The organism is Paraburkholderia acidicola, assembly GCF_002362315.1.
Lineage (GTDB): Bacteria > Pseudomonadota > Gammaproteobacteria > Burkholderiales > Burkholderiaceae > Paraburkholderia > Paraburkholderia acidicola.
In genome coordinates, this window is record NZ_MTZV01000006.1 from 585,754 (window position 1) to 598,302 (window position 12,549).

The window sequence follows — 12,549 nt, forward strand, 5'->3', positions numbered from 1 at the left end:
AACAGTATCTCCTTGACGCAACCTGGCCCGGGACGTGGGCAGTCGACCGGGCCGGATGGCGGAATTCATCTCGTGGACAGCGCGCGAAACGCAGACGCGTTGCTATTCCGTCGGCACGCTCACGTGCGACCGGGATGTCAGCGCGGCAGGATCGACCCGGTGCGGACGCACATCTGGCGCTTCCGGTGCGGGCGGTGCATGCAGTTTTCCAGCCGCCAGCCGCTCGACCGCTTCGACCACGCCGCGCGCCTTCACGATCGTCTCGTCGAACTCCTCGACCGGGTCCGATAGCGCGGTAATCGCACCGCCCACGCCGAGTTGCGCGCGCCCTTTATCGATCAGCACCGAGCGAATAACGATGTTGAAGTCGCAGGCGCCCGACAGACCGAACCAGCCGAGCGCGCCCGAGTAGATGCCGCGCGGCCCTTCTTCGAGCCGATCGATGATGTCCATCGTGCGTTTCTTCGGCGCGCCCGTCATCGAGCCGCCCGGGAACGCCGCACGGATACAGTCGACCGTCGATACGCCCGGCTTCAACGTGCCGCGTATCGTCGATACCAGTTGATGCACATGCGAATACGTTTCGACGTCGAACAGCTTCGGCACGTGCACCGAACCGATCGTGCAGACCTGTCCGAGATCGTTGCGTAACAGGTCGACGATCATCAGGTTTTCCGCGCGGTCTTTTTCACTGGAACGCAGGTCTTCGATCAATGCCGCATCCTCGTCGGGTGTGCGGCCGCGCGGCCGCGTCCCCTTGATCGGCTTCGCCTCCGCGCAACCGTGACGATCGACGCTCAGGAACCGCTCCGGCGACGAACCGACCAGCGCGAAATCGCCGATGCTGAAATACGCCGCGTGCGGTGCCGGTGAAAGCTCGCGCATGGCACAGTAGAGATCGAACGGCGAGCGCTCGAACGGGAACGAGATCATGTTGGTCAGACAGATTTCATAGCTCTCGCCGTTGACGATTTCCGTCAACGCTTCGCGGATCTTCCCGATATAGGTTTGCCGGTCGTGCCGCAGATGCGCGTTGCGCGCGATCCATGCCTCGACTTCCTGCAACGACAGCTTCTTTCGTGCCGGTGCAGCCTCGCGGATATCGATCGATCGCAACGTGTCCGCCTGCGCACGCAAGCCACGCTCGACCGTATCGAACCACGCCGCGGCCTGTTCGCGCTGCGCGTCGTCCTGTGTCAGGTACAGCAGATAAGTTTTGCGTTCGACGTGATCGAGCGCGATGAGCCGGGTGGCGAATATGAACGCGGCGTCATGCGCGCTCGATTGATACACCCTCTCGCCGGTCGTTTCGCACTTCAACTCATAGCCGAACACACCCGCATAGCCGAGATCGAAACCGAACGGCAAACCAGCCGGCGACTCGATCCTGCGTGCTTCGAGGTTTGTCTTCAGCAGATCGAACAGGCTCGACACGCGCAACGTTTCGCTTCTACCGTCGCGCTCGACGGTGGCCTGCTGCATGCGCAGGTCGTAGGTGATGCTTTCGCCCGATGGCCCATACGCGTCGCCCATGAACGAGAAGCGCGAGAAACCCTCGATGACCACGCTGCTTTCCAGCAGGAACCGGCTGCTCGAACGGGAGAACACCTGCCGGAATGTCGCCAGGGCATCGGGACAATCCTCCAGTACCTTGCACTGGACCTGAAAAACGCTCATCGCCTGATCCTTTCGAAATTCCTGTCGTCGAAGGGGACTGTCGTCACGCTGCACGCTGGCTTTTATGCACCATCGCGAGGTCGCGAAAATTCCGGAACAGATCCTTGCCGGCTTCCGTGCAGATCGACTCCGGATGAAACTGCACGCCATGCAACGGCCGCGTTCTGTGCCTGATGCCGTGGACGACACCGGCGTCGTCCCACGCGGTCAACTCGAACGGCGCCTTGACCTCTTTCACCACCAGCGAGTGGTAACGAACCACCGAAAGCGCTGCCGGCAATCCCTGAAACACACCGCGCCCGTCGTGCTGGATCACGCTGACCCTGCCGTGCATCGGCTCGGGCGCAAGCACGACTTCCATGTCATGCAGATGCGCCATGCATTGCTGGCCGAGGCACACACCGAGCAGCGGAACACGCGTTTCGTGAATCGCTCTCGCGCTGATCCCGACATCGGTCGCGCACGCGGGCGTACCCGGCCCTGGCGAGACGATGATGCAGTCGTAGCGGTCGAGATCGATTGCGTCGAAATCCGCGGTATTGAGCACCACGGTCGGCTCTTCTCCACACACCTCGCCCATGTTCTGCAGGATGTTGTAGGTGAACGAGTCGAAGTTATCGATGATGAGCGTCTTGCACATGGCTGAACGATTCGAGAAAACCTGCTTGTAGAAGTAACAACGTCGCGAAGAGGTGGCTTTCGTCACACCTCTGTCACACTTACATCTATCTTTATGTGACAACGACAAAACAAGCGCGTATGTCAGCGCCGCAATCCGCCATTCCTTTTTTCATATCATTAATAAATGATTAATAAAATTCGACCTTTCGATTGAATTACTTTCTATTCAGCATATTCTTCAGGCAGCACGTTTTCCCCTTATACAAGGACTCAATTGACAACCACGTGCTGGATGAAAACCGTGATTCCGCATAATTCGTATTGCATGCCCTATTCTGTTAATCGAATATGAAATTCCACTAGAATAGGCGGTCGCTGCGCAGGTGGGCAATTGCACACCGCACGATCAAAAATGTCAACTCGCTAAAAATAAAGATTGTTTCAAGGTGCGACTGGTTACAGTTGTTATGAAAATGAAAGTAAATGCCGCCAATCTGGTAGCGCTAATCGAATTGCATAAAAGAACCCAGCACCATGCGTAAAACCCGTCTGTTTGCCAACGTCGACAAAAGCGCCGATGCTGTGCATCCCCGCTCTCCGAATCTGCTTGCATGACGACCTGCGACGAAACCACAGGCCCCGCCAGGCGCCGCGCCGCATTCGGTTTTATCTTCGCCACTGCGCTGATGAACGCAGTGTCGTTCGGCATCGTCCTTCCGGTCCTGCCGAACCTGATCAAGGCGTTTGCCGGCGGCGACACAGCGAGCGCAACCGAATGGAGCACGCTGATCAGCGTGGTGTGGGGCGTCATGCAACTGATCTGCGGCCCGGCGCTCGGCGTGCTCTCGGACCGCATCGGTCGCCGGCCCGTACTGCTGATTTCGTTGTTCGGCCTTGCTGTGGACTTTTTCATCATGGCGCTCGCACCCACGATGGTCTGGCTGATCGTCGGCCGGGTACTGAACGGAATGACCGCGGCCAGTTTCTCAACCGCGAATGCGTACGTCGCAGACGTCACGCCGCCTGAGCAGCGGGCCCGTGCGTTCGGCTGGATCGGTTCGGCCTTGAGCCTCGGGTTTCTCGGTGGCCCGGTGCTGGGTGGTTTGCTCGCCGGCATCGATCTGCGGCTGCCTTTCTATGTCGCGGGCGGCTTGACCGCGCTCAACTGGGTCTATGGTTTTGCCGTGCTGCCAGAATCGCTCGCGCCGGCACAACGCGCGACGCATTTCGATCTGCGCAAGGCCAATCCATTCGGTGCGCTGCTGTTTCTCAAGGAGCGCGCGAATCTGCTCGCCCTGTCGCTGCTCTCGCTTGTTTTTTCGCTGGCGTGGATGGTCGGACCGGCGATCTTCGTCCTCTATGGCGGCTATCGCTACGGCTGGACGCCGGTCACGATCGGTCTGGTCATGATGGTGAGCGGCGCGCTCGCTTCGGTGGTGCAGATGGCGCTGGTCGGGCCCGTCGTTGCGCGAGTCGGCGAACGCGGTGCCATGCTGATCGGTGCGACCGCCGGCGCTATCGGCTACGCGTGCTTCGGGCTCGCCACGACGGGAACGGGCTATCTGATCGCCATCCCCGTCTATGCACTCATGAATCTGTTCATGCCAGCGCTACAGGGACTCGCAACGCGTCGCCTCTCGCCCGCCGAACAGGGACAGCTTCAAGGTGTCGTTCAGGGGATGCAGGGACTCGCATCGGTTTTTGGGCCGCTTCTGTTCGGGCTCAGCTTTGCGTGGTCGATCCGTCCTGGTGCGGCCTGGCATGTGCCGGGACTCGCGTTCTTTATCGCGTCGACGTTGATGGTGGTGGCGCTGTTGTCGGCGTTGCGCAACGCGAAGGCCGATGCGGAGGTTGTCGCCTGAAGGACGTGAATTCTCTTGCTTGCTGGTTTGCTTGCCGGAACGATGGTCAATTGTCGCCTGGTGTCGCTCAATCCCGCTTCATCACATCCGCAAGCGCCGCTCTCACCTCGTCGATCAACGCAGGCCGGCCGCCGGGCCCTTGCCGGAACAGATACATGTCCTTGGGATACCAGGCCGACTGATTGCCGCTCCTGTGCCAGCGCCAGTCCGTACCCACACCGGGCAGCATCAACCAGCACGCGACGCCCAACGCACCCGCCACATGCGCGACCGCCGTATCGACACAGATCACGAGATTGAGCTGCGCGACGATTGCAGCGGTGTCGCCGAAATCGCGTATTTCCTTTCCCAGGCGGACAATCGGCTGCTGCGTATTCGTGCCGTCAGTCTCTGTTTCTACCTCCGCCTGGCCAACCTGCAAGCTCACAAAGCGAATTCCGCCGACCGACCACAGCGGCAGCAGTTCGGAGAAGTGACGCAGCGATCGTTCGGCGTCGTTGTCGTGGTCGGGATTGCCCTTCCACACGAGTCCGACGCGCACGCCGTCGGCTGGCAAACGTGCGCGCCACGCTTCGAGCCGGCTCGCGAATACGCCGACATAGGGAATCTTCGCGGGAATCGTTTCGGGCGTCGTGCCGAGCCGGCAACCGAGACTCATGATCGAATCCCAGTAGTCATGCATGCGCAACGCGCCGGGGTCCGTTACGAACTCATCGACACCCTCGATGGTTTGCAGTAGCGGCGCAATGTCCGGCTTGCACAACATGGTCAGTGTCTTGACGCCGCGCGCCTTCAAAAGCGGCGCGTAACGCGCGAACTGGATCGTGTCGCCGTAGCCCTGTTCCGGCAGCAGCAGCAGGCTCTTGCCGGTCAGATCCTCGCCGTTCCATTGCGGAAACGGCAACGTGCCATGCTCGGCGAAAACCTGGGCACGCGCCTCGTAATACACCCAGCCTTCGGCGTAGCGTCCGGCCGATAGCAGCAGTAACCCGAGATCGAAGCGCGCCTCAACGAAATCGGGGCGAAGTGCAAGCGCCCGGCGATACTCGATCTCGGCCGTGTCGTATTCGCGAAGATCTTCGAGCACACCGGCCAGATTGCTGCGGATTTCCGCCGAGGCAGGCATCTGCACCAGCGCGCGTTCGTAGTGCTGCTTCGCTTCGCTGCGGCGGCCCGATTGCCGCAAGAGGTTGGCCAGATTGTTGTGGGCAATGCCGTTGTGCTCGTCTTGTTCGAGCACACGACGACAGAGCGCTTCTGCCTGCTTCATGTCACCCTGCCGGTAGGCGGCGAGCGCCGCCTGCAGCAGTGAGTGACTGGCATTTCCCGCAGCGGCGAGTGTCCTGGGTTTCATTCGATAGGTAGAAATCGATCGCCACGCCTGTGACCAGGCGTGGCTGTATTACGCGTTGTCCGACCCGTTGTGAGTCAATGATTTCGTCAATTCTCCCGCTTTCAACGAACTCATCAAGGACATCAGCGTAGTCAGTGCGTTGCCGTCGTTGCCGCCGCCAAGCTGAATTTGCGGTACGAGCGGCACCTTCGACGTTTCGAGCGCTTCAGCGAGCCGCAACATCACGGTCTGCATCAACTGCTTGTCGGCGCCTTCGCCTTCGAGTGCTTCGGACTTCGCCTTGATCGCTGCCGCCTCGGCCTCGCCCACCGCCTTCACTGCGGAAGCACGCCCAGAGCCTTCCATCTCCTGACGGAATTTCTCGGCCTGCGCGAGCGCCTCGATTTCCTGACGACGCTTTTCAGCCGCTTTAACGCTAGCTGCGCCCTGGTTCTCCTTGATCGAAATATCGACCAGCGATCCCGTCAATTCCTTCTGCTTCGCAGCACGCTGTTCGGCTTCGTTAAGCTCGCGTTGCTTGTCGGCGGCGATCTGCTTCTGCGCAAACGTCTCGACCTGTTCGCGCGCAATCTGCCGGTCGCGCAACTGCGCCATGATGTTCTCGATCTGCGTGTCGCCCACCTGCGGCTTCGGCGTGCCGATCAGCACTTCTTCGAACTCCAGCGAATAGGCCTGGAAACGCTCGCGCATATCGTGCGATGCGTTGCCTTGCAACTCGCTGCGCGACTGAATCAGCTCGATGAAGGTCCGCGTTTGCGACACGTTCTTGAAGTACGACGACACCATCGGGTCGAGCGTCTGCTCGACGAGTTGCTCGACATTGCCGAAACGTTGCACCACCATCGGCGCCTTGCGGTAGTCGATATGAACCACGACCGACAGCGGCAACTGCGGCTCGAACGCATCCTTCGTGATCAGCGTGATCTCGCGCAGATTCGAATCGAAGCTCGAACCGCTTTCGCCTGCTTTCCACATCAAGACGAAGTTCGTGGTCGGGACCAGTTCGATCTTGCCGGCGTAGGTGTTGAACGCATACTTGCCCGGCATCAGCGGATCGCGCCACACACCGCGGCAACCGCTCTCGACGAGTTCGCCGTGGCTGTATTCGGTGCCCGACAGGTCTTCGCCGCGGCGCCCCGTGTACGAGACGACCACACCCACAAAGCCGACCGGGATCACCGTCTTCTTGATGAACTCGACAGTCGCAAAGAGACGGTTGATGTAGTACGTGCCTTCGACCAGGCTGCGCTCCTGACGCCCACGCCGACCACCGGCCGCGAGAAACTTCTCGGGCTCCTGAAACGCGTTGTGCACGTCGCCGACATCGGGTGCGAGCAGTTCGTCTTTCTGCAGTCCTGGACCGTCCTGCACGGTAACGATGGCAAGCTGATCGGAGTCATGCGCGCCGGCCATTTCCTTGATGACCACCGGCTTGAATGCAGCGCGTTCATCGAGCAGATCGCGCATCTTGCCGTAATAGCCCTTCTCCTGCGCATCGAGCGACAGCGAATACGTCGCTTCTTCGGTCATCACAACGAACAGCGCGGGATTCAGAATGTGCGTACCTTCGCGCAGCACTTTACGTTGCGGACCTTTCTGGCCGCCGTGTTCGAGGAACCCGCGGACATCGCGGAAGTCATCGACGGTTCCATTGCTCGCAAGCGTCTGGCTCGCGGGCAAATCGACGCCGTCGCGTGCGAAGACATAACCGATCTTGCCCTGCGTCACCGACACCATCGGGCGGATATGCACACGATACTGAAACGGTGCAAAGAAATGGAACCCGCCGCGTCGCAGATCGGGTTGAAAACCGGCTTCCCCATGCAGCGCCAGCAGACCGATCTTTACCGAACCACTTGAACTCCATAGTTTTTCGACGACAGCGATGCTGTCATTGGGCACGTAGCGGACAATACCCGCCGCCCGAAAAATCATCCCCAGGACTACCAGCACCAGAACGACGACAAGTGCGCTCCAGAGCCATACTGCATGCGGAAACTCGATCATTTTTTTCGCCTTTAAGTTCTAGTTATCGCATGCGCATTTTACTCCTTTGATTTTCGCAGCGTAGGTCGACGATCGAATCTGGAAGGGTGCTTCTACAACGCGTTATAGCCTTGCGAAAATCAGGGCATGGTGTAGTCGTTGCAAGCGGATCGCGGTTAGTGTCGGAAACGTGACGCCCGCTAGTGACGTTCGTTCGTAATGTCCGTTAGTAACGCACATCAATTACAACCGAGTCTGTATAAGTCCCAACCGGAGGAATCTCTTGATCCGCGTAGATGGCCGCACGAAATGGAAACTGCTGTGCTGATAAGCCATCTGCAGAACTCACGCTGCGGACACGATTCGTGTCTTCCCCCCAGACCGTGGCACCACGACCGTTGAAGATGTCATATTGCAGGCGACCACCGCCACTACTCGCCATCTGCCGACGGCCATTTGCGGCGGGGAAACTGCCACTACTCACCCCCACGGTATAGGTAAGACCCTTTGTGCACGTCACACCGATGCCACCTGTCACCGGAGAGAAACTGGCAGGATCTGGCGCGGCTCCAAAGCTTATGTCTCGCGCGGCGATTGTGCAGTCGTTGGTTACGACCAATGTCAGCAAGAAGGCAGAGGCTCCGGACCCCCTATCGAAACGTGAGCACGAAACGCCGGGTAAAGAACTTCTTGTGCAATAACGCCAGTTCCAGTTAATAGTAATTGTGTCGGTGTAGGTCCCAGCCGCGACATTCGCTCCCGGCGTGGTCCGAAAATATAATGGGGGTGACAGCGACGCCCCGCCAAAAAGACTGAGCGTGCTACGAAGGGGATCGGTCGCCCAGTTTACAGCTCTCCCAGAATTGACTGGAGTTCTTGCGTTCGCGTCGGCAAAGATCCGATAGGGTATGGTGTCACCCGTAGAACTCCTGACGCTCTCAGCATTCTGTGATGACAAGGTCATATTGATTTCATTTGTGGATAAAAGAGGCGCCGCAACACCCGTACCATCACAGGTTAAACCGCTGTTAATCGTTGAGCCGGACTGCTGCGCAGTTCTCACGGTAAAGGACGTCGGCGTTCCGAATGAAGCATCAGTGGGGGTTACGACAGAACACTGAGCCTGCGCATCAAACGAGTGAAAGCAGAGAAACAGACTCGTAGTTCCTGCCGTGATGCAGCACTTCAAGCGTCGACTAAACGTATTCATCTCTCTCTCCCTCATTCGCTGCAAACCAGCGGACCCACACGACTCATCTCGGCAGCATCCCTATCCACCTGGAACGCAGCGCGACATTCGCGACCATCCGTCGTCGTGACGCGCAGATGATTCAACGTCGACAGGTTCGCGAAATAAGTCTCACCATTCCACCCGACCAGCGAGGTCTGGTTACTCTCTTCATGCACGACACGCGCGCCCACCTTCAATGGCTTGCCCGTACTGTCAACCAGCATGATTCGCGCAGAAATAATCTTCTCTATCGGAAACGTGACAAGCGCGCCGCTACGGTTACGCACCGCGACACGTCGTTCGACGACCGGCACCTGCATATTGCCCGGCAAGCCGAGAGGATCGATCTCATACTTGGCCGCATAGAAAGATGGCGCCCACGGCACCAGCAGATGCCCCGTGCGATCCGTCGTGCCTACGAGCTGGTTCTCGTAGCGCACGGGGATATCTCTCTGGCCCTGCGTACTGACGAGCACGAACGCGTCGTCCACGCGGTTCGCGGGCAACACCCTGCCGTCCATCATGACGAGCGAACCTTGTACCTCAGCCCAGCGCGTATACGACTGGCCTGCACGTACGCCGTACGCACCGCCTTGCGCCTGGAAGTAGCGATTGCGCCACGTCGCGTCCGCCTGCTGGTAGTGGGAACTGCCCCCCGCGTAGGCAAGATTCCAGCCGAACCCGCCATCGCTCGGGACGTTGCGGCTGTATTGCACACGCTCGCTCCATCGACGGTTCTCATCGCGTGCAAGGCCGGCCGTGACCGCACCTTGATTGCCGAGTGGCAAGATCAGTTGTGCCTGCGCGGCGATACCCTGATTGCCGATCGTCCTGTTGACCGATGCGTACAACGTCGCCCGGCCCAGGATCGGCCGCGAGTGCGACAGGTTCACGATCCGCGTGCGCGCGCCATGGGCGCCACGCACATCGAAGTAGCCTGAACCGAGCGTGCCGCCGACTGCACCGAGATTCAGTGCGCCGGTCGCCTGCGTGCTCTGGCGCACGAGCCCGTACGTTGTGTTCGACGGCAGATCGTAGACCGACAGATCGCCGTAGCCCGCGGTGCGCAGGACCCGTTGCAGCGCGACGCTGAAGTACTGCGACGCGTAGCTGTAGCCGAGCGCGTACTGCTGGCCCGACGAACCATCGAGACTGCTTTGCGTCGCGGCGACGTTGAATACGCCAAACAACCCGACACCGAGATCGAAGCCGAGCCCGCCAAGCGCAAACCGCTCGCCGCCTTCTGCATGTCCATCGACGGTCAGATAGTCGGTCAGACCGTAGCGTGCCGTCCCCGACGCAGCGAATTTGCCGTACGAGAACGACTGCATGCCGTAACCGCGGCGCACTGCACCGACGGATAGCGAGTAGTCCGACAGCCCCTTCTGCAACAGCGTATTGGCCACGTAAAACTGCACCGTGGTGGCGACCTGGCGGCCGAGCGCATCGGTCGTGACGACACTCGCTTCGCCCGCGCCGTTGATAAACGGTACGTTGTTCAGCGTGAATGGCCCCGGATTGACCTGGCCCGAGGTCGCCTTGCTCCCGTTGATAAACAGGTCCACCGCAGTCGGCACCGCCGCCTGTCCGGAGAACTGCGGCAGCGGATAGGTGACGATGTCGGGGCGCACCGTGAAGTCGCGTTCCACCGACACACCACCCAACCGCACCGCGCTGCTCCACGACAGCGCTCCGGTAATCAGGTCGCCCGCCGTATAGGAGAGCATGCGGTCCTGATCCGAGTAGCGCCAGAAGGTGTCGTAGCGCAGATAGCGATTGCTCGTCGAGCCATCATGAGCGCCAGAATCGCGCCGGTAGACACCGGTGTTGACGAGCGTTCCCCACCGGTCGAACAGCCGCTGCTCGGTCCATGCGGAGGTGGAGCTCGGGCCGAGTGTCGGCGACGCGGCATAGACGTCATAGTTGAACAACATGCCGAGACTGACCGCAGCGGGCGTACGATCGTACAGCCGTCCCTGACCGACCGACTGTTGCGGCAACCAGTCGGGCGGTACGGTCAGCTTCAAACGCTGCCCGATGCTGTCGTACTCCACCTCTACGCCGTCGAGGTTGCTCAGGTCGACCAGTTCGTCCGGGGCTGAACCCGTGCGAACCGACACCGCTGCGAGATCGCGCGAGTACGCCTGGTAAACACCGTCCCGATAGCGCACCGGTACCACATGCCCGGTCGACAATTCGTTGACGACGAGCTCCAGGTAGAGCGTGCCGCTCTTTATCGGGTTGTTCGCAGACGGCGGTGCTTCTTCCAGGCGACTGACAGGCATCGTCGATTCGGCCGCGTGTGCGCTACCCGCGGCGGCAAACACCATCTTCATCGACCATATCGCCGCACACCGGGGTAGCTTCCATCGGGCTTGCTGGTCGTTGTATCGCATCTGGAACCCTCCCGTCGCCATATAGTTTGATGAGGCTTACTGGTTTGTATTGACGGGAGCCGGTTCTATCTCGACGTCGGCCTTGCCGTTGACCGTCAGAATCAATTTCGGCTTCGTCTCTAGCCTGACGGTGTCGGGTAGCGGCCAACGCATCTGCGCACCGGCAAGCACATAGCCCAGCAGTCCGTTGGCGAATTCGACACGTGAACCGTTTGTATCGAAGGCCACCTGCGTGATTCGCGCGTGCACGGGGCCGTGGTTCGACAGCACCAGCCAGCGCTTGCTGCCTTCACTCACGACATGCCAGTGCAGTAGCGGCCGCCCCGCCGTGGCGGCATCGCGGCGCTTCCTGGAATCTTCCTTGAGCCACAAACCGTCGCCGTAGACGAACAGCGGTATCGAGTAGTGCATCTGGAACTTCACGCCCAGCGACGCCACGGTGGATGGCGTCGCCGCGTCTTCATCCGGTTGTGGAATTTCATCGATGAGCACGCGATAGGCTTCTTCGGTACCGGGCGCGACGTCCGCAAGACGGGTCAAACGAATCAACTGACGCTTGCCCGGCGGCACCGTTGCCATCGGCGGGCTGCCGGCAACACGATCCTGGTCCTCGTCATAGATCTCCTTGCCGTCCGCTTCGCGCCAGCCGAGCACCCGCACCTGCAGCGTGACCGGCTTGTTGTCGCGGTTTTCGAGCCATAGCGCGGCCGCACGTTGATCGCTTTCGATAACGGGATCGATCGGCCAGATCATCACGGACGTCGCCGCACACACGTGCAGGCTGGTGAACGATACGATTGCCGTTGCGAGTGCCAGCCATGCGCTGCGCCTCGCACGCGTGCGGCACAACGAAACGCTCATTGTTATGGGTGAATTCATGCTGGATTCCTGAGCGTTTTAGTAACTCAAAGTGATTTGCACGGTGTCCGTGTAGGTACCTGCAGGCACGGCGCCACCAGGCAGCGTCAGCGCACCGAATACCTGCCCTCGCGGTACCGGCTGCCCGATCCCGATCGCCTGCGTGCGAGCGGCGTCGGAAAAAAGCTGGTACGCGATTCGCGCGCCGCCGTTCGCCAGATTGCGTTGTGTGTTGCGCGCATCGGGATTGGCTCCGCCGTCGATCCGCATCGTCACTGGCAGGCCCCTCGTGCATGCGATCTGGACCTCACTACCATTGAACAGGGCCGTTACCCGTTCTCTTGAGACCGCGGGATGGGTGCCGAAATTGAACCTGCCGAAGTCAATGTTATTGGTCGGGCCTCCTCCCACCACGCTACAACCCGGGACGATCTCGGCGCTTACCGTCAAGTTATGGGTTGTCTGTGCGTGACCCGAGGCAGGCAGCACGGCAATGCCCAGCAGAAATGCCCCACAGCGAATGATTTTCATGAAGATCACGAGCAGAGGTTGGTCCTGCGGCTC

At 60.1% G+C, this 12,549-nt stretch carries 9 protein-coding genes; 1 reads left to right on the top strand and 8 read right to left on the bottom strand.

The annotated features are described in order from the left end of the window. Positions 1-102: 102 nt before the first annotated feature. Both pabB and BWP39_RS32145 read right to left on the bottom strand, forming a co-directional pair. On the bottom strand, positions 103-1,677 hold the full coding sequence (pabB, locus tag BWP39_RS21515; protein ID WP_207557020.1) for an aminodeoxychorismate synthase component I: 1,575 nt from the start codon (positions 1,675-1,677) through the stop codon (positions 103-105). A 43-nt stretch (positions 1,678-1,720) separates the two neighbouring features. Next, the gene (locus BWP39_RS32145) at positions 1,721-2,317 is read right to left on the bottom strand and encodes an anthranilate synthase component II (RefSeq protein ID WP_207557021.1); all 597 of its coding nucleotides are present in this window, start codon (positions 2,315-2,317) and stop codon (positions 1,721-1,723) included. A gap of 592 nt (positions 2,318-2,909) precedes the next feature. On the opposite strand from BWP39_RS32145, the gene BWP39_RS21520 reads away from it, so the two are divergent. Next, the gene (locus BWP39_RS21520; protein ID WP_096723896.1) at positions 2,910-4,160 is read left to right on the top strand and encodes an MFS transporter; all 1,251 of its coding nucleotides are present in this window, start codon (positions 2,910-2,912) and stop codon (positions 4,158-4,160) included. A 67-nt stretch (positions 4,161-4,227) separates the two neighbouring features. On the opposite strand, the gene BWP39_RS21525 is transcribed toward BWP39_RS21520, so the two are convergent. The 6 genes from BWP39_RS21525 to BWP39_RS21550 form a co-directional block, all read right to left on the bottom strand. Continuing rightward, positions 4,228-5,514, bottom strand: a complete 1,287-nt coding sequence (locus BWP39_RS21525; protein ID WP_096723898.1) for a tetratricopeptide repeat protein — start codon at positions 5,512-5,514, stop codon at positions 4,228-4,230. Positions 5,515-5,562: 48 nt separating this feature from the next. Further along, on the bottom strand, positions 5,563-7,521 hold the full coding sequence (locus tag BWP39_RS21530; RefSeq protein WP_096723900.1) for an SPFH domain-containing protein: 1,959 nt from the start codon (positions 7,519-7,521) through the stop codon (positions 5,563-5,565). A gap of 205 nt (positions 7,522-7,726) precedes the next feature. Next, positions 7,727-8,725 (bottom strand): Csu type fimbrial protein, encoded by a 999-nt coding sequence (locus BWP39_RS21535; protein ID WP_328590124.1) that lies wholly within the window; start codon positions 8,723-8,725, stop codon positions 7,727-7,729. Beyond that, positions 8,722-11,127: a fimbria/pilus outer membrane usher protein gene (locus BWP39_RS21540; RefSeq protein WP_328590125.1), complete on the bottom strand. Its 2,406-nt coding sequence runs from the start codon at positions 11,125-11,127 to the stop codon at positions 8,722-8,724. The genes BWP39_RS21535 and BWP39_RS21540 overlap by 4 nt, the downstream gene beginning before the upstream one ends. Before the next feature lie 36 nt (positions 11,128-11,163). After that, positions 11,164-11,988: a fimbrial biogenesis chaperone gene (locus BWP39_RS21545; RefSeq protein ID WP_096723904.1), complete on the bottom strand. Its 825-nt coding sequence runs from the start codon at positions 11,986-11,988 to the stop codon at positions 11,164-11,166. 36 nt (positions 11,989-12,024) lie between these two features. Continuing rightward, the gene (locus BWP39_RS21550; RefSeq protein ID WP_096723906.1) at positions 12,025-12,516 is read right to left on the bottom strand and encodes a Csu type fimbrial protein; all 492 of its coding nucleotides are present in this window, start codon (positions 12,514-12,516) and stop codon (positions 12,025-12,027) included. Positions 12,517-12,549: the final 33 nt, after the last annotated feature.

What these genes read in the sequence shown, in the direction of transcription:
- pabB (WP_207557020.1), bottom strand. Translation starts at nt 1,677, where the DNA reads ATGAGCGTTTTTCAGGTCCAGTGCAAGGTACTGGAGGATTGTCCCGAT.
- BWP39_RS32145 (WP_207557021.1), bottom strand. Translation starts at nt 2,317, where the DNA reads ATGTGCAAGACGCTCATCATCGATAACTTCGACTCGTTCACCTACAAC.
- BWP39_RS21520 (WP_096723896.1), top strand. Translation starts at nt 2,910, where the DNA reads ATGACGACCTGCGACGAAACCACAGGCCCCGCCAGGCGCCGCGCCGCA.
- BWP39_RS21525 (WP_096723898.1), bottom strand. Translation starts at nt 5,514, where the DNA reads ATGAAACCCAGGACACTCGCCGCTGCGGGAAATGCCAGTCACTCACTG.
- BWP39_RS21530 (WP_096723900.1), bottom strand. Translation starts at nt 7,521, where the DNA reads ATGATCGAGTTTCCGCATGCAGTATGGCTCTGGAGCGCACTTGTCGTC.
- BWP39_RS21535 (WP_328590124.1), bottom strand. Translation starts at nt 8,725, where the DNA reads ATGAGGGAGAGAGAGATGAATACGTTTAGTCGACGCTTGAAGTGCTGC.
- BWP39_RS21540 (WP_328590125.1), bottom strand. Translation starts at nt 11,127, where the DNA reads ATGCGATACAACGACCAGCAAGCCCGATGGAAGCTACCCCGGTGTGCG.
- BWP39_RS21545 (WP_096723904.1), bottom strand. Translation starts at nt 11,988, where the DNA reads ATGAGCGTTTCGTTGTGCCGCACGCGTGCGAGGCGCAGCGCATGGCTG.
- BWP39_RS21550 (WP_096723906.1), bottom strand. Translation starts at nt 12,516, where the DNA reads ATGAAAATCATTCGCTGTGGGGCATTTCTGCTGGGCATTGCCGTGCTG.